21 protein-coding genes and 1 tRNA gene are annotated in these 21,467 nt (G+C 67.2%); 9 read left to right on the forward strand and 13 right to left on the reverse strand.

Annotated elements, in window-relative coordinates:
• The first annotated feature begins 48 nt into the window (after positions 1-48).
• The gene (locus ACGFZ3_RS11485; RefSeq protein WP_392920781.1) at positions 49-585 is read left to right on the forward strand and encodes a hypothetical protein; all 537 of its coding nucleotides are present in this window, start codon (positions 49-51) and stop codon (positions 583-585) included.
• A gap of 42 nt (positions 586-627) precedes the next feature.
• On the opposite strand, the gene hrpA is transcribed toward ACGFZ3_RS11485, so the two are convergent.
• Positions 628-4,728, reverse strand: a complete 4,101-nt coding sequence (gene hrpA, locus ACGFZ3_RS11490) for an ATP-dependent RNA helicase HrpA (RefSeq protein WP_392920784.1) — start codon at positions 4,726-4,728, stop codon at positions 628-630.
• Between the two features lie 89 nt (positions 4,729-4,817).
• On the opposite strand from hrpA, the gene ACGFZ3_RS11495 reads away from it, so the two are divergent.
• The 6 genes from ACGFZ3_RS11495 to ACGFZ3_RS11520 all read left to right on the forward strand — a co-directional run bounded on the left by ACGFZ3_RS11495 (position 4,818) and on the right by ACGFZ3_RS11520 (position 11,073).
• Positions 4,818-5,366 (forward strand): Dps family protein, encoded by a 549-nt coding sequence (locus tag ACGFZ3_RS11495; protein WP_392920787.1) that lies wholly within the window; start codon positions 4,818-4,820, stop codon positions 5,364-5,366.
• Positions 5,367-5,445: 79 nt separating this feature from the next.
• Positions 5,446-7,248, forward strand: coding sequence for a DNA helicase RecQ (recQ, locus tag ACGFZ3_RS11500; RefSeq protein WP_392920789.1), 1,803 nt, complete (start codon positions 5,446-5,448; stop codon positions 7,246-7,248).
• Positions 7,249-7,340: 92 nt separating this feature from the next.
• Positions 7,341-7,724 carry a CopL family metal-binding regulatory protein gene (locus ACGFZ3_RS11505; protein WP_392920792.1) on the forward strand — a complete coding sequence of 128 codons (384 nt, stop codon included), beginning with the start codon at positions 7,341-7,343 and terminating at the stop codon, positions 7,722-7,724.
• A 102-nt stretch (positions 7,725-7,826) separates the two neighbouring features.
• A complete protein-coding gene (locus ACGFZ3_RS11510; RefSeq protein WP_392920795.1) occupies positions 7,827-9,602 on the forward strand; it encodes a copper resistance system multicopper oxidase in 1,776 nt (591 codons plus the stop codon).
• Positions 9,599-10,561, forward strand: a complete 963-nt coding sequence (locus ACGFZ3_RS11515; protein ID WP_392920798.1) for a copper resistance protein B — start codon at positions 9,599-9,601, stop codon at positions 10,559-10,561. The genes ACGFZ3_RS11510 and ACGFZ3_RS11515 overlap by 4 nt, the downstream gene beginning before the upstream one ends.
• Positions 10,561-11,073 carry a GNAT family N-acetyltransferase gene (locus ACGFZ3_RS11520; RefSeq protein WP_392920801.1) on the forward strand — a complete coding sequence of 171 codons (513 nt, stop codon included), beginning with the start codon at positions 10,561-10,563 and terminating at the stop codon, positions 11,071-11,073. Before ACGFZ3_RS11515 ends, ACGFZ3_RS11520 begins: the two co-directional genes overlap by 1 nt.
• A gap of 30 nt (positions 11,074-11,103) precedes the next feature.
• Here the strand turns inward: ACGFZ3_RS11520 and ACGFZ3_RS11525 are convergent, their stop codons facing one another.
• Positions 11,104-11,406, reverse strand: coding sequence for a zf-TFIIB domain-containing protein (locus ACGFZ3_RS11525; RefSeq protein ID WP_392920804.1), 303 nt, complete (start codon positions 11,404-11,406; stop codon positions 11,104-11,106).
• 161 nt (positions 11,407-11,567) lie between these two features.
• On the opposite strand from ACGFZ3_RS11525, the gene ACGFZ3_RS11530 reads away from it, so the two are divergent.
• Both ACGFZ3_RS11530 and ACGFZ3_RS11535 read left to right on the forward strand, forming a co-directional pair.
• On the forward strand, positions 11,568-11,969 hold the full coding sequence (locus ACGFZ3_RS11530) for a response regulator (protein WP_392920807.1): 402 nt from the start codon (positions 11,568-11,570) through the stop codon (positions 11,967-11,969).
• Between the two features lie 105 nt (positions 11,970-12,074).
• A complete protein-coding gene (locus ACGFZ3_RS11535; RefSeq protein ID WP_392920810.1) occupies positions 12,075-12,737 on the forward strand; it encodes a DUF3011 domain-containing protein in 663 nt (220 codons plus the stop codon).
• A 41-nt stretch (positions 12,738-12,778) separates the two neighbouring features.
• Here the strand turns inward: ACGFZ3_RS11535 and ACGFZ3_RS11540 are convergent, their stop codons facing one another.
• The 11 genes from ACGFZ3_RS11540 to tolQ form a co-directional block, all read right to left on the reverse strand.
• Entirely contained in the window at positions 12,779-13,459 is a 681-nt protein-coding gene (locus ACGFZ3_RS11540; RefSeq protein ID WP_392920813.1) for an MliC family protein, read from the reverse strand.
• Between the two features lie 72 nt (positions 13,460-13,531).
• Positions 13,532-14,422, reverse strand: coding sequence for an NAD-dependent epimerase/dehydratase family protein (locus ACGFZ3_RS11545; RefSeq protein ID WP_392920816.1), 891 nt, complete (start codon positions 14,420-14,422; stop codon positions 13,532-13,534).
• Between the two features lie 175 nt (positions 14,423-14,597).
• A tRNA-Lys gene (locus ACGFZ3_RS11550) sits at positions 14,598-14,673 on the reverse strand.
• A 71-nt stretch (positions 14,674-14,744) separates the two neighbouring features.
• Complete coding sequence (gene queC / locus ACGFZ3_RS11555) at positions 14,745-15,410, reverse strand: 7-cyano-7-deazaguanine synthase QueC (protein WP_392920818.1); 666 nt, start codon at positions 15,408-15,410, stop codon at positions 14,745-14,747.
• Positions 15,411-15,486: 76 nt separating this feature from the next.
• Complete coding sequence (queE, locus tag ACGFZ3_RS11560) at positions 15,487-16,185, reverse strand: 7-carboxy-7-deazaguanine synthase QueE (protein ID WP_392920822.1); 699 nt, start codon at positions 16,183-16,185, stop codon at positions 15,487-15,489.
• Positions 16,186-16,301: 116 nt separating this feature from the next.
• Positions 16,302-17,120 (reverse strand): tol-pal system protein YbgF, encoded by an 819-nt coding sequence (gene ybgF, locus ACGFZ3_RS11565; protein WP_392920825.1) that lies wholly within the window; start codon positions 17,118-17,120, stop codon positions 16,302-16,304.
• 3 nt (positions 17,121-17,123) lie between these two features.
• Positions 17,124-17,639 (reverse strand): peptidoglycan-associated lipoprotein Pal, encoded by a 516-nt coding sequence (pal, locus tag ACGFZ3_RS11570; protein ID WP_392920828.1) that lies wholly within the window; start codon positions 17,637-17,639, stop codon positions 17,124-17,126.
• Between the two features lie 65 nt (positions 17,640-17,704).
• The gene (gene tolB / locus ACGFZ3_RS11575) at positions 17,705-19,027 is read right to left on the reverse strand and encodes a Tol-Pal system beta propeller repeat protein TolB (RefSeq protein WP_392920831.1); all 1,323 of its coding nucleotides are present in this window, start codon (positions 19,025-19,027) and stop codon (positions 17,705-17,707) included.
• 151 nt (positions 19,028-19,178) lie between these two features.
• Positions 19,179-20,240, reverse strand: a complete 1,062-nt coding sequence (gene tolA, locus ACGFZ3_RS11580; RefSeq protein WP_392920834.1) for a cell envelope integrity protein TolA — start codon at positions 20,238-20,240, stop codon at positions 19,179-19,181.
• Entirely contained in the window at positions 20,230-20,658 is a 429-nt protein-coding gene (gene tolR / locus ACGFZ3_RS11585; protein WP_392920837.1) for a protein TolR, read from the reverse strand. The genes tolA and tolR overlap by 11 nt, the downstream gene beginning before the upstream one ends.
• Positions 20,659-20,681: 23 nt before the next feature.
• Positions 20,682-21,461, reverse strand: coding sequence for a protein TolQ (gene tolQ / locus ACGFZ3_RS11590; protein WP_068853753.1), 780 nt, complete (start codon positions 21,459-21,461; stop codon positions 20,682-20,684).
• Positions 21,462-21,467: the final 6 nt, after the last annotated feature.

Below are 21,467 nucleotides of genomic sequence, written 5' to 3' on the forward strand. Positions count from 1 at the left end.
TGCCGGACAATCAGAACCGGTTCCATCATGCATTCCTGGAGAGCTGCCATGCGTTTTTCCCGTCTTAGGTTGTTGGCCGCTGCGGCCGTCCTGCTGGCCGTGTCCGGGCCTGCCCTCGCCCAGCGTGTGGTCGAAGGCGATCTGCAGCAGCAGATGTCACCGGCCGAATTCAAGGCCGCCGGCCTGGACAAGCTGAGCCCCACCGAACTGGCCGCCCTCAACGGCTGGCTGCAGGGCAAGGTGGCTGCGGTCAGCGCCGACGTGCGTGAGCAGGTGCGCGAACAGGTGCGCGAAGAAGCACGCGAGGAAGGCCGTCAGGAAGTGATCGTGAAAAACCGCGGCTTCTTCGACTTCGGCAGCAACGAGCCGATCGTAAGCACGCTGCAGGGCGAATTCCGCGGCTTCGGCAAGGGCCGCCGTTACGTGCTGGCCAACAAGCAGGAATGGGAACAGACCGACGAGACCACGCTGGCCGGCGTGCGTCGCACCGATCCGGAAGTGTCCATCGCGCCGGGCATGATCGGTGCGTGGTACCTGCAGATCAAGGGCGTCAACACCCGCGCCAAGGTCCGCCGGGTCAAATGACAGGGCACGCCCCGCGCGGCTGCCGCGCGGGGCGTTGCCGCGTCACGCCTGACGCAGCGCGGCCACCCGCTGGGCCAGTTTCTTGGCCGAAATGCCGCTCCTGGCACCCAGTTCCTGCGCAAACAGCGACACCCGAAGTTCTTCCAGGTCCCAGCGCAAGGCCTGCCACTGTGGGCGGTCGCGCAGGCCACGTGCCTGCGCCTCTTCCAGCGCGTCCAGGAACGGACGCAGCTCCAGCATCCGGGCCTGGTCGCGGGAAGGATCACGCTTGGCGCGCTCGCTGCGCAGGATCATCGCGCGCAGGTAGCGCGGATACTGCGCCAGTGCATCGGCCGGTGTTTCGCGCAGGAACCCGGGGTGGACCAGCGCCGCCAGCTGCTGCTCCAGGTCATCCAGGTTGCCGCGCGCCCAACCCATGAGTGGGGCTTCCAGCAACGGCTTGAGCTCGGCTACATGCGCCAGGATGTTCTCTGCCAGCTTCAGCCGCGCCATCGCCTCGCCAAACAACTCCCGGCCGGCGGCATCGCGCCGCCTGGCGAAGGCAGCCGGGTCGCGGATCTCGCCCAGGCCTTCGGCCAGCACCGCGTTCATGGCCGCGTCGACCAGGTCGCCGCGCAGGCGCTCCTGCGATTCGATCGAGGCATACAGCAGGCCGGTCTTGGGCGGCACCGGCAGCTGCTTGCGCGCCTGCTTTGCCTTGTCGGCCAGCGCGATGTCCATGAGGCGGCGGACGCCCCGCGGGTGCTGTTCCAGCGCTTCGTTGCGGTCGGCGAAGATACGCAGTGAGGCGGATTCGCCGGCATCGACCAGCGCCGGATACGCCGGCACGCCGGCTTCACCGGGCACCTGCGTCGGAATCGGAGCAGCCGGGAAATCGCGCAGCCCTTCGGCCGCCAGCGCGCGACCAGCGCGTGCGGCGAACGCATCGCCGGCCTGCTCGCCGAAGCGCGCGCGCAGCGCCTCCAGCTCGCGCGAGGCGGCCAGCAGCTTGCCCTGCGCATCGTGCAGGCGCAGGTTCATGCGCAGGTGCGGGTCCAGCGCGCTTTCATCAAAATCGATGGCCGCCACCTGCGCGCCGGTGGCGCGCGACAGGAACCGGGCCAGCTCTCCACGCAGGTCGTCGGCGCTGGGAACCGGGAAGGCCTCGGCGAAGGCACGCCCGAAGTCCGGCGCAGGCACGTAGTTGCGGCGCATGGCCTTGGGCAGGCTGCGGATCAGCGCGGAGGCCTTGTCCGCCACGAAGCCCGGCGCGAGCCATGAAAGACGTGCCGGGTCCAGCGCATTGAGCAGATGCAACGGCACATCCAGACTGACGCCATCGTCCTCGCTGCCTGGTTCGAAGCGGTAGTGCAGCGCCAGCCGCGCATCGCCCAGCGGCAGGTACTTGGGATAGCGCTCGGCATCGCTGCCCTCGCCCGGCAGCAGATCGGCCAGCGTCCATGCCAGCGCGCGCCGCTTGTCTGGAGCCAGCGCCTTCCACCAGGCATCCAGCCCGGTGGCCGAGTGGATCTCCGCCGGAATCCGGTCCAGGTACCAGCGCGCCTGCCAGCCTTCATCGGCTACGATACCGGCGCGGCGCAGCTTGGCTTCTTCTTCGCGGGCCTGCTCCAGCACCTTGAGGTTGTCGGCGATGACACTGGCGCGGGTATTGATCTCGCCGGTGACCAGCGCCTGGCGCACGAAAATGTCGTGCGCCTCGCCCGGGGCGATGCGGCCGTAGTGCACCGGCTTCTTCGGCGCCAGCACCAGCCCGAACAGGCTGATCTGCTCCGAGGCCAGCACCTGGCCCTGCGCACGCGACCAGTGCGGATCAAAGTGCTTGCGCAGCAGCAGGTGCGGCAGTTCGGCGATCACCCAGTCCGGCTCGATCGCCGCATTGGTCAGGCCCCACACCTTCTGGGTATCCAGCAGGGTGGCCGCCAGCAGCCACGGCGGCGGCCGCTTGGCCATGACCGAACCGGGGAACGGCAGGAAACGGCGTTGCCGCGGGGCCAGGAAATCGCCCTTGTCGCTGCGGTGGCCGATCTGGGTCGGCAGGCCGGCGATCAGCGCGCGATGCAGGGTCTGGTAGGCCGCGGCACGCACGCGCTCGCTGAAGGCACTGCGGGCCTCGTCGGTCGCTGCCGGGACGGCCGCAGGCGCAGTGGCGGCCGGCGTTTCGGTCTTGCGCTCGCGGGCCAGGCGGGCGGCGCGGTGCTGCTGGCCACGGGTGGCCTTGGCCTTCTCGGCATCATCGCGAACGGGCGCGGGCGCCGACGAACCGGCCAGCAACGGGGCCATTGCACTGTCCGCGGGCTCTTCGCTCCAGCCCAGCTCTTCGCACAGCACCCGCAGCTGGCGGTGCAGCTCGCGCCATTCGCGCATGCGCAGGAAGCCCAGGAAGTGGCGGTCGCACCAGCCGCGCAGCTTGGATTGGGTCAGGTCTTCGTGGGCCTGGCGGTAGCCTTCCCACAGCCGCAGCACGCCGACGAATTCAGAACGTCCGTCGGCAAACAGCGCGTGTGCGTTGTCCGCGGCGGCGCGCGCTTCGGGCGGGCGTTCGCGCGGATCCTGGATGCCCAGGAACGAGGCGATCACCAGCATCGGGCGCAGGCAGCCCTGCGCCTGCGCGGCGACCAGCATGCGGGCCAGCTTCACATCCACCGGCAGGCGCGCCATCTGGCGGCCGATCGGGGTGAGCCGGCGGTCGTTGTCGACCGCGCCCAGCTCGCCCAGCTGCTGCCAGCCATCGGCAATGGCGCGCTCGTCGGGAGCTTCCAGGAACGGGAAATCCTCGATCCGGCCCAGCCCCAGCTGCAGCATGCGCAGGATCACCCCGGACAGGCTGGAACGGCGGATTTCCGGGTCGGTGAATTCGGCGCGCGACTGGAAATCCGCCTCCGCATACAGCCGGTAGCAGATGCCTGCAGAGACGCGCCCGCAACGGCCCTTGCGCTGGTTGGCACTGGCCTGCGAAATCGGCTCGATATGCAGCCGGTCCAGCTTCTGGCGCGGGCTGTAGCGCTTGACCCGGGCCAGGCCCGGATCGATCACATAACGGATGCGTGGCACCGTGAGCGAGGTTTCGGCCACATTGGTGGCCAGCACGATGCGGCGCTTGCTTCCCGGGTTGAACACCGCGTCCTGGTCCTTCACCGACAGCCGCGCGTACAGCGGCAGCACTTCGGTTTCGCGGTACCTGCGCCGTTCCAGCGCCTGGTGCGCGTCGCGGATCTCGCGTTCGCCCGGGAAGAACAGCAGGATGTCGCCACGCGGGTCGAGCCGGGTGATCTCATCCACGGCAGCCACCACGGCATCATTGACGGTGCGTTCGCCATCGCGGCCGCCGTCCTCGTCGCCACCGCCCTCGCCTTCCAGCGGGCGGTAGCGCACTTCCACCGGGAAGGTGCGGCCTTCCACGCTGATCACCGGCGCATCGTCGAAGTGCTGGGCGAAGCGGGAGGTATCGATGGTCGCCGAGGTGACGATCAGCTTCAGGTCCGGCCGCTTGCGCAGCAGCTGCTTGAGATACCCGAGCAGGAAATCGATGTTGAGGCTGCGTTCGTGGGCCTCGTCAACGATGATCGTGTCGTACTGCGACAGCCAGCGGTCGCTGCTGATCTCGGCCAGCAGGATGCCGTCGGTCATGAACTTGATGCGGGTATCGTCCCCGACCCGGTCGGTGAAGCGCACCTGATAGCCGACCAGGGTACCCAGCTCGGAGTGCAGTTCCTGCGCCACGCGGGTGGCTACCGCACGTGCGGCGATCCGCCGCGGCTGGGTACAGCCGATCATCCCGGCCACGCCACGCCCGGCCGCCAGGCACAGTTTAGGCAGCTGGGTGGTCTTGCCCGATCCGGTTTCGCCGGCGATGACCACCACCTGGTGTTCGCGGATCAGCGCGGTGATGCGTTCGGCTTCACGCGCGATCGGCAGGCTGTCGTCCAGACTGACCGACGGCTGGTTGCGCGCCCGCGCCTGGCGCCTCTCCACGGATGCCTCCAAGGCCTGCTGGAATGCCGCCGCCACGCCCGCATCGGCCGGTCTGGCCCGCCAGCGCGAGAGCATGCCGAGCAGACGACCGCGATCACGGCTCATGGCCCCGTCGATGGCGGCCTGCTGCGACGACAGGGACGAAGCTTCGGGTTTTTTGATAGCGGTCATCAATCGAATCGTTTTGAACTTATGAGTGCAACTGAAGGTTAGTCTGACTTATTGTGAAGGCCATCCCATCCAACACGAGGATTTCCCCCATGGCGAAGACCAAGACCCCGGCCAAACCCAAGGCCGCCAAGCAGAAGCTGGCAGCGTCAGCACCGTCTGCCCCGAACATTGATATCGGGATCAAGGAAACGGATCGCAAGAAGATCGCCGATGGCCTGTCGGCGTTCCAGGCGGACGCGTTCACGCTCTACCTGAAGACCCACAACTTCCACTGGAACGTGACGGGTTCGATGTTCAACTCGCTGCACCTGATGTTCGAAACCCAGTACACCGAGCAGTGGGCCGCGCTGGACGACGTGGCCGAACGTATCCGCGCGCTGGGCTTCAATGCCCCGGGCTCCTACCGCGAATTCGCCGCCCTGACCTCGATCGCCGAGGAACCGGGCCTGACCGACAGCGCCGACTGGCGTGAAATGGTACGCCAGTTGGTGGCTGCCAACGAGGCCGTGTGTCGTACCGCCCGCAAGGTGCTGGACGTGGCCGCCGGTGCCGACGACGCTCCGACCGAGGACCTGATGACCCAGCGCCTGCAGACCCACGAAAAGTACGCCTGGATGCTCCGCTCGCTCCTGCAGTAACGCCCGGCCCCGTTCCCCCGATGCTCCGTCGGGGGAATTCCGGACGGGGAACGCCCGCCGGAACCGGTAAACTAGCGCGATGTCTTCCCGCCCCGCGCACGAACTGCTGCACCGCATCTTTGGTTACGACGATTTCCGCGGTCCGCAGCAGGCGATCGTCGAGCATGTCGCGGCCGGCAATGACGCGCTTGTGCTGATGCCCACCGGCGGCGGCAAGTCGCTGTGCTACCAGGTGCCTTCCCTGCTGCGTGAGGGCACCGGCATCGTCATCTCGCCGCTGATCGCGCTCATGCAGGACCAGGTGGAAGCCCTGCGCCAGCTGGGCGTGCGCGCCGAATACCTGAATTCGACCCTGGATGGCGAAACCGCAGCCCGGGTAGAGCGCGAACTGGCTGCCGGCGAGCTGGAACTGCTGTACGTGGCGCCCGAGCGGCTGCTGACCGGCCGTTTCCTGTCCCTGCTGGCGCGCAGCCGCATTGCATTGTTCGCCATTGACGAAGCCCATTGCGTGTCGCAGTGGGGCCACGATTTCCGACCTGAATACCGCCAGCTCACCGTCCTGCACGAGCGCTGGCCGGATGTGCCGCGCATCGCGCTGACCGCCACCGCCGACCCGCCGACCCAGCGCGAGATCGCCGAGCGGCTGGACCTGACCAATGCCCAGCACTTCGTCAGCTCTTTCGACCGCCCCAACATCCGCTACACCGTGGTCCAGAAGGACAACGCCAAGCGCCAGCTGCTGGATTTCCTGCGCGGCCACCGCGATGAAGCGGGCATCGTGTACTGCATGTCGCGGCGCAAGGTCGAGGAGACCGCCGAATTCCTGTGCAGGGAGGGCATGAACGCCCTGCCCTATCACGCCGGCCTGCCGGCCGAGGTGCGCGCGGCCAACCAGCGCCGCTTCCTGCGCGAAGACGGCATCGTAATGTGCGCCACCATCGCCTTCGGCATGGGCATCGACAAGCCCGACGTGCGTTTCGTCGCCCACACCGACCTGCCCAAGTCGATGGAAGGCTACTACCAGGAAACCGGCCGTGCCGGCCGCGACAGCGAGCCGGCCGAGGCCTGGCTCTGCTACGGCCTGGGCGACGTGGTACTGCTGAAGCAGATGATCGAGCAATCCGAAGCGGGCGAAGAGCGCAAGGCGCTGGAACGTTCCAAGCTGGACCACCTGCTGGGCTACTGCGAATCCATGCAGTGCCGCCGACAGGTGCTGTTGGCCGGCTTCGGTGAAACCTATCCGCAGCCGTGCGGCAACTGCGACAACTGCCTGCAGCCGCCCGATGCCTGGGATGCCAGCGTGGCCGCCCAGAAGGCGCTGAGCTGTGTGTACCGCAGCGGGCAGCGGTTCGGCGTGGGCCACCTGATCGACATCCTGCGTGGCGGCGAGAACGACAAGATCCGCCAGTTCGGACATACCGAACTGAGCACCTACGGCATCGGCAAGGATCTCGACGCACGCACCTGGCGCAGCGTGTTCCGCCAACTGGTCGCCGCCGGCCTGCTGGAGGTGGACAGCGACGCCTACGGCGGTCTGCGCCTGACCGATGGCAGCCGCCAGGTCCTCAAGGGCGAGCGCAAGGTCATGATGCGCCGCGAAAGCGCCAGGACCCGCGAACGCGAGCGCGGCGGCCAGCGCACCGGCCTGTCGGTGCTGCCGCAGGACCTGGCCCTGTTCAACGCCCTGCGCGGCCTGCGCGCCGAGCTGGCGCGCGAGCAGAACGTACCGGCCTTCGTGATCTTCCACGACAGCACCCTGCGCAATATCGCCGAACAGCGCCCTACCAGCATCGACGCGCTGGGCCGAGTGGGCGGGATCGGTGGCACCAAGCTGTCCCGCTATGGCGAGCGGCTGGTCGAAATCGTCCGCGAAGAAGGCTGATGCGCGCGGCCCCAGCCGGACCCACGTCCAGAGTTGAATCCCCCGTTCAGGCACGGGTGCGCGCTGTGCAATTTGGCGCTAAGGTGGCGCCCATGTCCGCCGGTGGCCTGCTCCTGCGAGTGGTATTGATGCTCAGCCTGTTGCTCAACGGGCTGAACGCGGCCATGGCCGGCCCCATGGTGCTGGCCATGGCCACGCCCACCGCCGCAGAGGACGCGTCCGCACCGCCCTGCCATGGCCAGGACCATGCCGCCCTGCACAGCACCCCGGCCCAGACACCGGCCCCGGCGCCGGACGACGGCGAGCACTGCAGGATCAAGGACTGCCTGCGCAGCTGCGCCCAGCAGCCCAGCCTGACCGCCCAGATCGCCTGGCTTCCGATACCCCCACCGCCGTCGCCGGTGCTGCTGCACGCGGCGCAGCCGTCCCTGCCCAGCCCGCCGCTGGACCGCATCACCCGCCCTCCCATCGCCTGAGCGCGCGTTCACCACGAACGCCTGCGTAACCGCGATGCCGTGCTGATGCACGCGCGTCCTGCCGGCACCTGCGCGTGCCCTCGGATCCGATTCGGAGTTGCAATGTCACACCCCTCTTTCCCCGGCGCGGGCGCCCCGCCCGTACCGTCGCGACGCCTGTTCGTGCAGGGCCTGGCCGCTGGCGGCGTGGTTGCCGGCCTGGCCGGTGCCGTACCCGCGCGTGCCCTGGCCAGCGCCGGTCCGCGCGTGGCCACCGCCCCCCAGGTGCTCAGCGGCCAGCAGTTCCAGCTGAGCATCGGCGAATCGCAGGCCAACTTCACCGGCCGCACCCGTCCGGCGATCACCGTCAACGGCAGCCTGCCCGCACCGATCCTGCGCTGGCGCGAGGGCGACACCGTCAACGTGCGCGTGGCCAACGCCCTGCAGGGCCACCCCACCTCCATCCACTGGCACGGCATCCTGCTGCCGGCCAACATGGACGGCGTGCCCGGCCTGAGCTTCAACGGCATCGCCCCGGGCGAGGCCTACCAGTACCGGTTCACCCTCAAGCAGTCCGGCACCTACTGGTATCACAGCCACTCCATGTTCCAGGAACAGGCCGGGCTGTACGGCGCGCTGATCATCGATCCGCTGCAGCCGGCCCCCTACCGGTTCGACCGCGAACACGTGATCCTGCTCTCGGACTGGACCGACATGGACCCCGGTGCACTGTTCCGGCGCATGAAGAAGCTGGCCGAGCACGATAACTACTACAAGCGCACGCTGCCCGATTTCCTGCGCGACGTGCGCCGCGATGGCTGGAGCGCGGCCACCGCCGACCGCGGCATGTGGGGCCGGATGCGGATGACCCCCACCGACATTTCCGACATCAACGCCCACACCTACACCTACCTGCTCAACGGCACCGCACCGGCCGGCAACTGGACCGGTTTGTTCCGCAGCGGCGAAAAGGTGCTGCTGCGTTTCATCAACGGCGGTTCGATGACCTACTTCGACGTGCGCATTCCCGGCCTGAAGATGACCGTGGTCGCCGCCGACGGTCAGTACATCCACCCGGTGAGCATCGACGAATTCCGCATCGCGCCGGCCGAAACCTTCGACGTGATCGTCGAACCGAGCGGCCAGGATGCCTTCACCATCTTCTGCCAGGACATGGGCCGTACCGGCTACGCTGCCGGCACCCTGGCCGTGCGCCACGGGCTGCAGGCGCCGATTCCCACCCGTGACCCGCGCCCGCTGCTGACCATGAGCGACATGGGGCATGACATGGGTGCCATGGGCCACGACATGAAAGGCATGGAAGGCGGCTGCGGCGCCCACATGGGCCACGCTGGCCATGGCGGTGGCGAAAAGGCCCCGCGCCACGCACCGAGCGAGAACGGCAACCCGCTGGTCGACATGCAGAGCTCGGCCACGGAGCCCAAGCTCGACGACCCCGGCATCGGCCTGCGCGACAACGGCCGCCAGGTGCTCACCTATGGCGCGATGCGCAGCCTGTTCGAGGATCCCGACGGGCGCGAGCCGTCGCGCGAGGTCGAGCTTCACCTCACCGGGCACATGGAGAAATTCAGCTGGTCCTTTGATGGCATTCCGTTTGCCAGCGCCGAACCGCTGCGCCTGAACTACGGTGAGCGCATGCGCATCGTGCTGGTCAACGACACGATGATGCAGCACCCCATCCACCTGCACGGGGTGTGGAGTGACCTGGAAAACGCCGCCGGCGAATTCCACCTGCGCAAGCACACCATCGACATGCCACCCGGCACCCGCCGCAGCTACCGCGTGCGCGCCGATGCACTGGGCCGCTGGGCCTACCACTGCCACCTGCTTTACCACATGGAAGCAGGGATGATGCGCGAAGTGAGGATCGAAGAATGAAGGCACTCACTGTTGCGCTTCTGACCGCCATGGCCACACCTGCCTGGGCCCAGTCGCGTGGGCACACCGATGCAGCCCCGGCGGCTGCACCGGCAGCGGTCGACCATTCGAAAATGGACCACTCGAAAATGGACCATTCAACGATGGACCATTCGACCATGGACCACGGCGGCAACGACCACGCGCAGATGGATCACTCGACGATGGATCACGCCGCCATGGGCCATGGCACCGCGCCCAGCGAACCGCGTGAGCCTATCCCGCCGGTCACCGACGCTGACCGTACGGCCGCCTTCCCGCCCATCAACCATGATGCGATGGAACACGCGCCCGACGTCCACAGCCTGCTGCTGATCAACCGGCTGGAACACTGGGATGGCCAACACGGGACCGGCCAGGCCTGGGAAGCCAGCGGCTGGGTCGGCGGCAACATCAACCGCCTGTGGCTGCGCAGCGAAGGCGAACGCAGCGGCGGGCGCACCGAATCGTCCGATCTCGAAGTGCTGTACGGGCGCAGCGTGTCGCCATGGTGGGACGTGCTCGTGGGCGTGAAGCAGGACTTCCGCCCGGCGGAATCGCGCACCTGGGCCGCGTTCGGCATCCAGGGCCTGGCCCCGTACAAGTTCGAAACCTCGGCGACGGCGTATGTCGGCGAAGGCGGACAGGTGGCGGCCACGATGGAGGTCGAGTACGAGCTGCTGCTCACCAACCGCCTGATCCTGCAGCCACTGGTGGAGGCCACGCTCGCCGCCAAGGACGAACCCGAGCACGGCATGGGGACGGGCCTGAACAAGGTCGAGGCTGGCTTGCGCCTGCGCTACGAGTTCAGCCGTCGCTTCGCCCCTTACATCGGCATCAGCCACGAGCGCCTGTTCGGCGACACGGCCGACTACCACCAGGCGGCGGGCGAGCACACCCGCGACACCCGCTGGGTGGCCGGCGTGCGGGTCTGGTTCTGATGGCACTGCAGATCCGACGTGCAACGCCTGCCGATGCCGAGCTGCTCTCCGCCGTGGCCATTGCCACGTACACAGAGACCTTTGGCGATTCGTATCCGCCGCAGGACCTGCATGAATTCCTCGAGGCGCACTACGCTCCCGCACCCCAGCTTCGCGAGCTTGAAGACCCGCTCAGTGCCGCATGGCTGCTCTTCGATGGACGGCAGGCGATCGGCTATCTCGCCGCAGGGCCGAACAGCCTGCCCCATGCACTGGCGACGGAAGGCGATATCGAACTGAAGCGGCTGTATGTGCAGACCAGCCATCAGGGCGGCGGGCATGGGGCACGGTTGATGGACGCGTTCCTGGACTGGCTGGACCAGCCCCGGCGCCGCACCCTGTGGGTGGGCGTCTGGTCGGAGAACGTTGGCGCGCAGCGCTTCTACGCGCGCTACGGCTGTGTGCAGGTGGGCAGCTATGAATTCCCGGTGGGCGAAAGCCGCGACCTGGAATTCATCCTGCGCCGGCCCTGAGCAGGGCCGGCGCACGGACCGCCTGGGCGATCAGAAATCGAACAGGTCCGACAGGAAACTTTCCTTCTTCTTCTTGCGGTAGCCCTGCGCATCGCCGTAATGCTGCTGGCCCAGGTGGCGGGTGTCACGGTGCTGCACCTGCTGATGGACCTGCTGCGTCGGCGGAGGCTGCGGCACCGGGGCGGGCGCAGCGGCACCGGCCGAACGCTCGATGATCTTGTCCAGCTCACCGCGGTCCAGCCACACGCCCCGGCACTGCGGGCAGTAATCGATTTCGATGCCCTGGCGCTCGGACATCACCAGCGCCTGGGTCGTACATACGGGGCATTGCATCGATTTGGCTCCATTCGGGGTCAGGCTCTGACTGTACCGTGACCGACCTGAGCGGCGCACAACAGCCCAACGCCTGGCTGACGTTTTTTGCACGATCCCCTCACCCGCCGCTGCCCATACTGCCGCGCCTTTCCACCCAAACCCTGCAGGGGACCCGCGTCATGCTGTTGTCCAAGCGCCATGTGACACCGCGCGTGCTGTTGATTGAAGACACCGAAGACACCCGTGAACTGAGCCGCATGGCGCTGGAAAGCCAGGCCTGCGACGTGGCCGCCGTCAGCTCGGCAGAAGCCGCCCTGGGCCTGTTGCAGGCCGGCGAGCGCTTCGACCTCGTATTCACCGACGTCTGCCTGGGCGGGCTGAGCGGCATTGAAGCCGCCCACCGCATCCGCCAGCACCAACCGAGCCTGCCGGTACTGGTCACCTCCGGCCTGCAGCCGGAACGGGTGACCCCCCAGCTGGCCCCCGGCATCCACTTCCTGCCCAAGCCGTATTCGATGAGCGAGCTGCTGGATGCCATCCGCGCCTGTTTCGGCGACGAGGATGTGGATCGCGCGGCCTGAGGCCCCCGCGTAAGGGGCGCGCTGGCCACGCCCCGCTTTCATCAGGATTTCATCAACCCCTGCGCATCGTTCGGCACGTGAACCTCCCTTGCCGGACTCCTGATCATGCAGACCCGATTGCTGCTTGGCACTCCCCTGTTGCTGCTGGCCTCGCTCACCGACGTGCGTGCTGACGACTTCGTTACCTGCGAAAGCCGCGACAACCGCTACCAGTCCTGTGCGTTGCCCTACGCCGGCTATGTAACGCTGGATCGCAAGCTGTCCGGCGCTGATTGCCGCCAAGGGCGCAGCTGGGATTACGACCGCCGCAATGTGTGGGTGGACGATGGCTGCCGCGCCTCTTTCCGGGTGCGCGGCGATGACCGGCACCATGACCGCGATGACGACAACCACGATGCGAAGGTGGCTGCCGGCGTATTGGTTGGTGCGGCAATTTTGGGCGCGCTGGTGCACAACGCCAACAAGCAGGACGAGCGCTACGACGATGGCAACTACCAGGGCGCGCGCCATAGCTCGTACGTGCCGAACTGGATGGTCGGTGAGTTCGAGGGCTACAACCCGATGTACAACACCGACATCCGCATGCGCATCGAAGCCGATGGCCGGATGTCCGCCCAGGCCAGCGGGCAGAATCTGTCCGGCTGGGTCAATGGTGGACAGCTCAACGTGGGCAACAGCGTGTTCGACATCAACCAGAGCCGCGACGGATTCGTCACCACCGAAGTGGGCGACCGCCAGAACGAAGTGCGCTACCGCCGCGTGCGCTGAGCGGCAAGGCGGTGCCGGCCTGTGCCGGCACCCGCTTCAGTTTACCTGCCCGCCACCTTGCAGCTCAGGCGCGTGCCGTAGAACTCCAGCGTGGCCTCGCCCTGGTGCTCCCAGAACTCCACGCCCTCGCGGGTGTAGCGGCTGCCGCTGGCTGAGGGCGCGGCAAACGCGATGGCCTGGTCGCGGCCCAGCCGGATCACCGCCGCCTGCGGGTCAAACTCATTGTGGAACACCACCGAGAGCGGCTTGCTGGCGTCGTCGCACTGGTATTGGGTTGCCGCCGGTCCCGGCCCATTGGCCGCGGCCAGGCGCAGCTCGACGATGCGGGTCTGGTACGACTCGAGCAGGCAGCGGCTGGCGTCCACCGCCTGCCAGCAGGCATCGCGGCCCTTGATCCAACCGCGCTGTTCAGCAGCCACGTCCAGCTCGCCCGGCCCGGTCTGCGCCGCCTTGTACAACCCGGCCAGCTCGCGATCCAATGCCGACAGCCGCGCGTCGCCGCAGACGGTCTTCTCTGCATCCGAGCCGGCCTTGGCGCAGTCGAACGACGGGCCCTCGGAACCCGCCGCAGGCAGCGCCGCTGGTGCGGGCGCCGGCTTCGGCGATCTGGACGCGGCTTCGCTCGTGGCAGGCGCGGTGGGTGCAGCCGTCGTATCAGTCGGCGTGGGTTTGCAGGCCACAAGCGCGAGTGCGCCCAGGCCGATCAGGACAAAACGGTTCATGGCACCTCCACAGCGCCGTTACTCAACCGACATAGTCTGCGCCACGCCACGCTCAGGCGGCGTGTACATGGCCTATTCAATGGTGCAGTCTTCGACGCGGACGGTATCGGGCAACACCTCGATGCTACCCACCGCCAGCTGCTCCAGGATCGTTTCCGGCCCACGCCAGCTGCGCCACTGCAACCCGACACTGGCAGCGCGCGCGTCATGGATGCGATCCACCACCGGCAGTGTCCAGCCGCGACGGTCGTACTCGGCCAGCCATTGCGGGCAGCGCTGGGCCAGGACGTCACGCGGACGCTTCACCAGCGCCTCGCAATCCTCCCGCTGGAACGGTGTCCAGCCGCTCACCAGATAGCGCTGGAACGCCGGGCCGCCGTTGGTCAGCGCGGCCACATGCGCATCTGCCACATCACGGACATCGATCCCCCGATGCAGCCGGTACAACAGCATGCGTTCCGGCGGCTCCGGAAAGCAGCGCGACATCCGGATCACGCGCACATCCAGGTCGGGTCCTGCGGCCTCTTCCAGCCACTGTTCGGCGGCCAGCTTGGACCGGTGGTAGACGGTGCGGGGCTGGGGCGTGGTCTGTTCGTCCACCCAGGTACAGCGCCCCGGTACGATGGCGTGTCCGTACAGCGCAGTGGTACTGGTGAACACCAGCCGCCGCACTCCTGCTTCGCGCGCCAGCATTGCCAGCGTGCGGGTGCCTTCCACGTTGATGCGCTGGAATTCGCTGTCGCTGAAAAGGCCCACGTGCGGCGCGTGCAACGCAGCGGCATGGATGACCGCGTCCACGCCCTGCAGCGCCCTGGCGAGCACCCGGGTATCGGTGAAATCGGCCACGTGACGCGTGGTCGCAAACGGACTGCGGTCAATGCCCACCACCTCGTGGCGGGCGGCCAGGGCGCCAAAGATGGCGCGACCAACCCGGCCTGAACTTCCTGTCAGGAGAATCTTCACTGGAGAGCACATGTCAGCGCCCGGGAGCTACCGGGATCAATGGATTGTATCCACCGGAAACACGCTCTGGCATACAACGAGTATGACACCGGTGGCGAGTGCTGCGCGTTGTGACCGACGTCTTCGCCAGAAACAAAAGAGGCGCCCATCGGGCACCTTTAGTTATCTGATGCAGTGGTGGGCCGTGATGGATTCGAACCATCGACCAAAAGATTAAAAGTCTTCTGCTCTACCGACTGAGCTAACGGCCCATTGCATGCCCCGACTTCGCGCCGGGGGTGCGCATTCTAACCCATCTTGCGCCGCAGGCGTACCCCGGCGATCAGGCGTAGCGGGTCGGGTCGGCCACGCCGGCGTCGGCGAAGCCCTGCGCGCGCAGGCGGCAGGCATCGCAGTGGCCGCACGCCGCGCCGCTGTCGTCGGCGTTGTAGCAGGACACGGTCAGGCCGAAATCCACGCCCAAGCGCACGCCTTCACGCACGATGTCGGCCTTGCTCAGGAACTGCAGCGGTGCATGTATCTGGATGCCCGCCCCTTCCACGCCGGCCTTGGTGGCCAGGTTGGCCAGGGTCTGGAAGGCGCTGATGAACTCGGGGCGGCAGTCCGGGTAGCCGGAGTAGTCCACCGCGTTGACACCACAGAAGATGTCGTTGGCGCCCAGCACTTCGGCCCAGCCCAGCGCGACTGACAGCATGATGGTGTTGCGTGCCGGCACGTAGGTGACCGGGATGCCCTCGCCGCCCGCTTCGGGCACGTCGATGTCGTCGGTCAGCGCCGAGCCGCCGATGCTGCGCAGGTCCACGTTGACGGTCTTGTGCGCGACCACGCCCAGCGCCTTGGCCACGGCGGCGGCGGCGTCCAGTTCGGAGGTGTGGCGCTGGCCGTAACGCACGCTCAGGGCATGCACGGCGAAGCCCTGCTCGCGGGCCATGGCGACGACGGCGGCGGAATCCATGCCGCCGGACAGGAGGACAACTGCGTTCTTCATGAGGGTGTTTCCGGTGGGTTGCGGGAAAGCCAGCACGCTGTCCCGCGCCGGTACATCAAGGGGGCAACGAACGGGCTCAGCGGCCCGGTTCGTCGTCCCAGAGAATTTTGTGCAACTGCATCTGGAAGCGCACCGGGAGGCGGTCTTCGACGAGCCAGTCGGCCAGCTCGCGCGGGCTGACCTGGCCCTTGCTGGGCGAGAACAGCACCATGGAGCGTTCGTTCAAGCGGTGCTCGCGCACCATCGCGCGCGCCCAGTCGTAGTCTTCGCGGCTGCACAGCACGAACTTGATCTGGTCACGGCGGGTCAGCAGCGGCAGGTTTTCCAGGCGGTTGCGCCCCACTTCGCCCGAACCGGGAGTCTTGAGGTCGACCACGCGCGACACGCGCGGGTCCACGCCGCTGACATCCAGTGCGCCGGAGGTTTCCAGCGAGACGTCCAGGCCGGCGTCGCAGAGCTTCTCAAGCAGCACCAGGCAGCGCTTCTGCGCCAGCGGCTCGCCACCGGTCACGCACACGTGGTGGACGCCCTGGGCCAGCACTTCGCGCACGATCTCGTCGATGTCCCACCAGGTGCCGCCGTGAAAGGCGTAGGCGGTGTCGCAGTAGGTGCAGCGCAGCGGGCAGCCAGTCAGGCGCACGAACACGGTCGGCCAGCCGGCTGCATCGGCTTCGCCCTGCAGGGAGGTAAAGATCTCGGTGATCTTCAGCCGTGGCAGGGGCGACTGCACGATCTCGCTGGGGAGCGCGGCGGCGGCGGACTGGGGGGTGGTCATCGTGGGGGTCTGGTGTGCGGATACGGAAACGAGAGCAGCCAGGCAAAGCCTGGCTCTACGGTGCCCGAAACAGCCGGGCCGACCTTTGATTATACCGGCCTTGACCGGTCGGGGCCTCAGCGGATCTGCTGGCCGAGGCGGATGGCCTGCAGACGGTCCTGCGCGGTGCGCGCGGCGTCGGAGCCGGGATAGGTGTTGACGACCTGCTCCAGGGTGGCCTGGGCTTCCTCGATCCTGCCTTCGCCGTACTGGGAAAGGCCGATCTTCAACAGGCCACCAGAGGCCTTGTCGTGGGTTGGGTAACGCGCGATGAGGTCGCGGAACTGAGCCTCGGCGAGCGGGAAATTGCGGGTGGCGTAGTAGCTTTCACCCAGCCAGTACAGCGCGTTGGGGGTGTAGACGCCATTGGGGTAGAGCTCGAGGAAGCTCAGGAACAGCTGGGCCGAGTCGTCGTACTTGCCGGCCTTGAGCGAATCAAAAGCCACGTTGTACGCGGTGCGCTCGTCGCCGCTGGCAGCAAGGCTGCCCGGGTCACCATGCACGGAGGGCGGCCGCTCGATGGCGGCCGCTGCCGGTACGGCGGGCTTCGGGGCGACGGCCGGTGCATTCGTGGCCGGAGCGGCCGGAAGGATCGGGGCCGAGCCACCTTCGATACGGTTCAGACGCCCGTCCAGGTCCAGGTACTGGTCCTGCGAGGTCTGCTTGAGCTGGGCGTTTTCGTTCTGGAGCTGCTCAACCGTGCTCTGCAGCTGCTGGATCTGCTGCCGAAGCTGGTTGACCTGGTTCAACAGGTCCTGGTTGGAACTGTTGTTGTAGGCCTGCTGCTCAAGCGCGCCAACGCGGTCGGCCAGGCTCTGCCGCTGGGCCTGCGCCGGTGCGGCAGCCAAGAAGGCTGCCGCAACGACCAGCATCAGGTTTTTGATGCCGATGCGCATGGATTACTGCGCGGTGTAGACGATTTCGACGCGACGGTTCTGCGACCAGCAGGACTCGGCCGATTCGGTGCAGACCGGACGCTCTTCACCGTAGGACACGACGGTGATCTGGCTGGCCGAACCACCGTTGGCCTGCAGCGCCGAGGACACGGCGTTGGCACGACGCTCACCCAGGGCCTGGTTGTAGGCGCGCGAACCGCGCTCGTCGGTGTGACCCTGCAGGGTCATGCGCGACGACGGACGGTCACGCAGGTACTTGGCGTGGCACGCCATCTGGGCCTGGAATTCCGGCTTGATTGCGTCCTGGTCCAGGTCGAAGTACACAACGCGCTGGCGCAGGCAGGCATCGGTGTCCAGGTCGCCCGGGCCGTACAGGCCGGAGGTCGACGGGCCGGTCGGCTGCGAGGTGCTGCCGGTGTCAACCGGAGCAGCCGGCTGTTCCTTGACCTTCTTCGAGCAACCGGCCAGAGCGGCCACGGACAGCAGGGAGACAAGCAAAACGCGGGTGGTCTTGTTCATGTAGTTACCTTTGAGGCTCCTAAAGCCGGATGTAGGGATGAATACGTGCGGATCTTAACACTCTGTTAGCGCTTTGTACGGTATGGCGACCAAGAAGGCTCGCGAACATCACCGTCGGCCAGGACCAGCCGCTGGCGCACGCGCGCATCAGCCGACACGGCATACAACACGCCACGACCACCCTCGCGGGCGGCGTACAGCACCATGCTTGCGTTGGGCGCAAACGTGGGGGACTCATCCAGCGAGCCCGGCGACAGCGTGCTCCAGCGCGGGGACCCCAGGCTGCTGTCCATCATCGCGATCTTGTAGGTATTGCCGCTGCCCTGCGCCACGACCAGCTTCTTGCCGTCGTAGGACATGCTCGGGGTGGCGTTGTAGTTGCCCTGGAAAGTCACGCGCGAGGCGCTGCCACCGCTCGAGGACACCTGGTAGATCTGCGGGCGGCCGCCACGGTCGGAGGTGAAGTAGACGCTGGAACCGTCTGCGCTCCAGGTCGGCTCGGTGTCGATGGCGAAGTGGTTCGTGAGCTGGGTCAGCTGCTTGCTGCCCAGGTCCATCACGTAGATTTCCGGGTTGCCGCTGCGCGACAGCGACAGGGCCAGTCGGCGGCCATCAGGCGAGAACGACGGGGCGCTGTTGATGCCGCGGAAGCTGGTCACCAGCTCACGGGCGCCGGTGGCGATGTTCTGGATGTAGATCGCCGAATTGCCACGTTCGAAGCTCACATAGGCCAAGCGGTTGCCGTCCGGGCTCCACGAAGGCGACAGCAGCGGCTCGGCCGAACGCACGATGGTCTGCGGATTGAAACCGTCCGAATCAGCCACCATCAGCGCGTAGCGCATGGCATCGCCCTTGCCGCTGGCGGTGACGTAGGCGATGCGGGTCCAGAAGGCGCCGCGCACACCGGTGATCTTTTCGTAGATGGCGTCGGCCATCTGGTGGGCAACGTCGCGCATGGCATTGCCACGGGCGGTCATCGCCAGGCCCAGCAGGCGCTCGCCCTTGGGCACGTCATACAGCTCGTACTCGACGCGGTAGGCGCCGGCACCGGCGTCCATGACGCGGCCGACCACGATGTAGTTCTGCTTCAGCGCGCGCCAGGTGGCGAACTGGATCTCACCGCCACGGGTCGGCTTTTCGACGATCTGCGCTTCGGGGAGGGTGCGGAACTGGCCCGAACGCTCCAGGTCGGCGCGGACCACCTGCGCCACGTCGGTCTGCGGGGCAGCGGTTGAGCCCTGGTAGGGCATGGGCACCACGGTGATGGGCAACGCGGAGGCGTTACCGCCGATGATGTCGATGTCCAGGCCCCTCTGCTGCGCGGCGGCGGCGAAAGGCAGGAACAACAAAGCCGCGAACACGGCAAACCAGCGAGGCATCTTCTTCATGGGCGCTCTATAGGGGGAAAACCAGATCGAGGGATAACAGCAGTGCGGTGAACGGTTTCGCAATCATGAACCAACCGGGTGTGAAATCCGAGTGGTCGTGGCCGCGGAAATCACAGCGCATTAACGAAACGCGGCACCGGGCCGCCCGGGATCAGTTGTCCTGGGCGGTAAAGGTGAAGTTGAGCTGGCGCGAGAACACTTCTTCAAAGCCGCGGTACGGCAGCGGCTGGGCGTTCAGCACAGCGGCTTCGATGGAGCGGCGGCCGGCCTCGTCAAACGGGCAGTCCGGGCTGACCTTGGCCGAACTCACGTTGCCGCCGGGCAGCTGCACGATCACGATCTTGCAGCGCTGGCCGAACGGTACGTTGTCCGGGCGGGTCCACGAGGCAAGCACCTTATGCTGGATCGCTGCGGCGTACTTGGCGCGCAGGTCGTCGCTGGTACCGCCGCCGCCGGCGGCCGGCTGCGCGGCGCCGCTGGAACCGGCGGTGGACTGGCCTGCAGCGGCCCGCGCGGCGGCCAGCTGGCGCAGCTTCTGCTCGGCCAGCTTGGCTTCCTTCTCTGCCGCCTCGCGGCGGCTGCGGATCTCGGCGATCTTCTTCTGGCGCTCGGCTTCGGCCTTTACGTCGTTGGCCTTCTGCTCCTGCTCGGCGAGCTTCTTTTTCTGCGCGGCCTCTTCCTGCTGCTTGGCCAGCCGCAGTTTCTGCTCGGCCTCTTCCACGCGCTTGCGTTCGGTCAGGTCGATCTGCTCCTGGCGGCGCTTGGCTTCCTGCTCCTGCTTGGCCTTCTCGGCCGAGATCGACATCGCGTTGACCGCGGCCTGGTCGACCGTATCGGGCTGCGCGATGCGCTCCTGGGCGTTCTGCTGCTGCGGGGTGGGCGCGTCCTGCGGGCGCGGCTCGGGCAGCGGCTGCGGCGGCGGCACGGTGTCTTCTTCCACCGGGATCGGCTCGGCCACCGGCTCGGGCAGGTCAGGCAGTTTTTCCGAGGCGCGCAGCGCCTGGCGTGCCGCGGCGGCTTCCGAGGCCGACAGCTGCAGGCTGGCTTCAATGGCCGGATCGCCCGCGGCCGCTTCAGTGCTGCGCTGGGGCGACCACAGCCAGGCGGCGATGAACACCAGCGCGAGCAGCACGTGGACCAGGATCGCCAGAGCGATCGGCAGGCCCCACTCGCCTTCCGGCTGGCGCTGCGGTGGCAGGGCTTCAGCGTGCATCGGTCGCCAGACCCACCTTTTCCACGTTGGCGCGCTTGATCACGTCCATCGCCGCGACCACCTTTTCGTAGGCAACGGCTTTGTCGGCGGCCACGATCACGCGCAGGTTCTTGTCCTGCGCGGCGAGCGCGCCGAGCTGGGCCTGCAGCTGGCCGGCCTCCATCGGGGCGGGCTCCTTCGCTTCAGGCAGCTTCAGGCTCAGCTGGCCGTCCAGGCGCACCGAGACGATCACCGGGTCCTGCTTGCTCTCCAGCGCCTTGGCCTGCGAACTGGGCAGGTCCACTTCAAAGCTCAGGGTGAGCAGCGGCGCGGTGACCATGAAGATGATCAACAACACCAGCATGACGTCGATGTAAGGCACGACGTTGATTTCGGATTTGAGCTTGCGGCGCTTGCGGCGGCCGATGGCAGCGGTCATGGCAGGGTCCTTGTGCTGGGCACTTACTCGTCGCCCGCGGACTGGCGCTGCAGGATCGAGCTGAACTCTTCGGCGAAGGTCTCGAAGCGGACCGACAGGCGCTCGACGCGGGTGGTGAAGCGGTTATAGGCCCACACCGCCGGGATGGCCACGAACAGGCCGATGGCGGTGGCGAACAGGGCTTCGGAAATACCCGGCGCGACCGAGGCGATACCGGCCTGCTCGCCGCTGTTGATCATGTCATGCATGGTCACCATGATGCCGAACACGGTGCCGACCAGTCCCACGTACGGGGCGGTGGAACCGATGTTGGCCAACAGTTCCAGGCTGCGCTCCATCTGGTCCACCTCACGGGTGAAGGTGGTGCGCATGGCGCGCTGGGCACCTTCCAGCTGGGCGCGGCCATCCAGGCGGCGCTTGTCGCGCAGGCGGGTGAATTCGCGGAAACCGGCTTCGAAGATCGCCTCCAGGCCGCCCACCTTGCGGTTGCGGTCGGTGGCGGCGCTGTACAGCTTGCCGAGGTCGGCACCCGACCAGAAGCGGCTTTCGAACTCATCGGCTTCGCGGTTGGCGGCGTTGAACACGCGCGCCTTGCGGAAGATGATCACCCAGCTGATGAACGAACCGGCCAACAGCAGCAGCACGATGATCTTCACCGGCAGGCTGGCCTTGATCATCAGGTCCAGGTAATTGATGCCACCGCCGTGCGCGGCCTGGGCGACGGTCTGCGACGCGGCGCTGGTGACTTCCTGCGGCAGCGCTTCGACCACCGTGGCCTGCAGGGCCAGGAGCATTCCGATCATCCGTTG

Source organism: Stenotrophomonas sp. NPDC047960 (assembly GCF_043204395.1).
Lineage (GTDB): Bacteria > Pseudomonadota > Gammaproteobacteria > Xanthomonadales > Xanthomonadaceae > Stenotrophomonas.